Source organism: Bradyrhizobium sp. Arg816 (assembly GCF_029989365.1).
In the GTDB taxonomy this organism is placed as follows: Bacteria; Pseudomonadota; Alphaproteobacteria; order Rhizobiales; family Xanthobacteraceae; genus Bradyrhizobium.
Genome location: NZ_JAPRAQ010000081.1, coordinates 1 through 1,159, shown reverse-complemented (window position 1 = coordinate 1,159; position 1,159 = coordinate 1). Strand labels below are relative to the sequence as shown.

The window sequence follows — 1,159 nt, the reverse complement described above, 5'->3', positions numbered from 1 at the left end:
ACCGCTGTATGGTTATGTTGCGTGCAACATAACCGTTCTTATGTGTCGGACGAGATTATGTGGCGGAGGCGCCCTAACGCCAGCCAGGGCCGGCCACGGCTGGATTCCTCCGCCACATAATAATCAGATGTTGGCCAGCAGCTGCAGGATGGTGTCGTTCGGCCGGAAGCGCGCGCTGCGGTCGCCTGAGACGCTCGCCTTCTCGAGTCCCCGGCGCATCATCTCGACATCCGCAGCGGCGTATCGGTGGGTTGTGGCGACCTGAGCATGGCCAAGCCAAGCCTGGATCGTCAGGAGGTCCACGCCTGACCGGAGAAGCTTCATGGCGAGGGAATGCCGGAAGATGTGCGGCGATATCGGCTTGCCCTTCAAGCTTGGCCTCGTGGACCCGGCCTGGGAGGCGGCACGCCGCACGATGTGTGTCGCGCCGAAACGCGTCAGGCGCTCGTTGTGAACCCCGACGAAGATCGGCCGCGGTTCATGATTGGCGAGGCCGCGTTCGCTCAATAGGTCCGTCACCGATCGCACCAGATCCTTAGGAATGGGAACGACGCGATCTCGGCGTCCCTTGCCGTGAAGCAGCACCTGCGGACGTCCTCGCTCCAACTGGAGGTCGTTCGCGTTGACGCCGGTCGCTTCGGACACGCGAGCGCCGGTTCTCGCCAAGAAGAGCAGAAAGGCCCGGTCGCGCCGGCCGCGGGGCGTCGTCTGATCAGGGGCTGCGATGATGGCCTCCACCTCGGCGTTGGTGAGATGATGCGTCACCTCGATGTGGGCCCGTTTGGTGGGGATCGTCAGAACCCGTTGGGCGACGCCGAACGAGGCGGGATCGGCGGCAGCGACGTGATGGAAGAAGGATCGGATCGCGGCTAGTCGGGCGTTGCGCGTTGCGACGGAGTTGTTCCGCTTCTCCTCAAGCTCGTCAAGAAAGGCGAGAACAAGGTCCCGATCGAGATCCTCAAGGGCCAGCGCCGCCGGCTTCTTCCCCAAATGGGCGGCGGCAAAGAGGATCAGCATGCGCAAGGCATCGCGATAGCTGGCTAAGGTCGCGGAGGTCGCGTTGCGCTGCTTGGTCAACCGGCGACGAAAGTACGACTCCAGGAGCGGCGCCAGCAGGAGGTGTTCGTTCATGCCGCGCCTCCGTCGAGGAAGGCGCGCT

1 protein-coding gene is annotated in these 1,159 nt (G+C 64.0%); it reads right to left on the bottom strand.

Features of this window, described 5'->3' with window-relative positions; genetic code table 11:
* Positions 1–123: 123 nt before the first annotated feature.
* A complete protein-coding gene (locus OWC48_RS45900) occupies positions 124–1,131 on the bottom strand; it encodes a tyrosine-type recombinase/integrase (protein ID WP_282525910.1) in 1,008 nt (335 codons plus the stop codon).
* Positions 1,132–1,159 lie beyond the last annotated feature (28 nt).

Excerpts from the sequence above, each read along its gene's own strand:
- OWC48_RS45900 (WP_282525910.1), bottom strand. The coding sequence starts at position 1,131 with ATGAACGAACACCTCCTGCTGGCGCCGCTCCTGGAGTCGTACTTTCGT.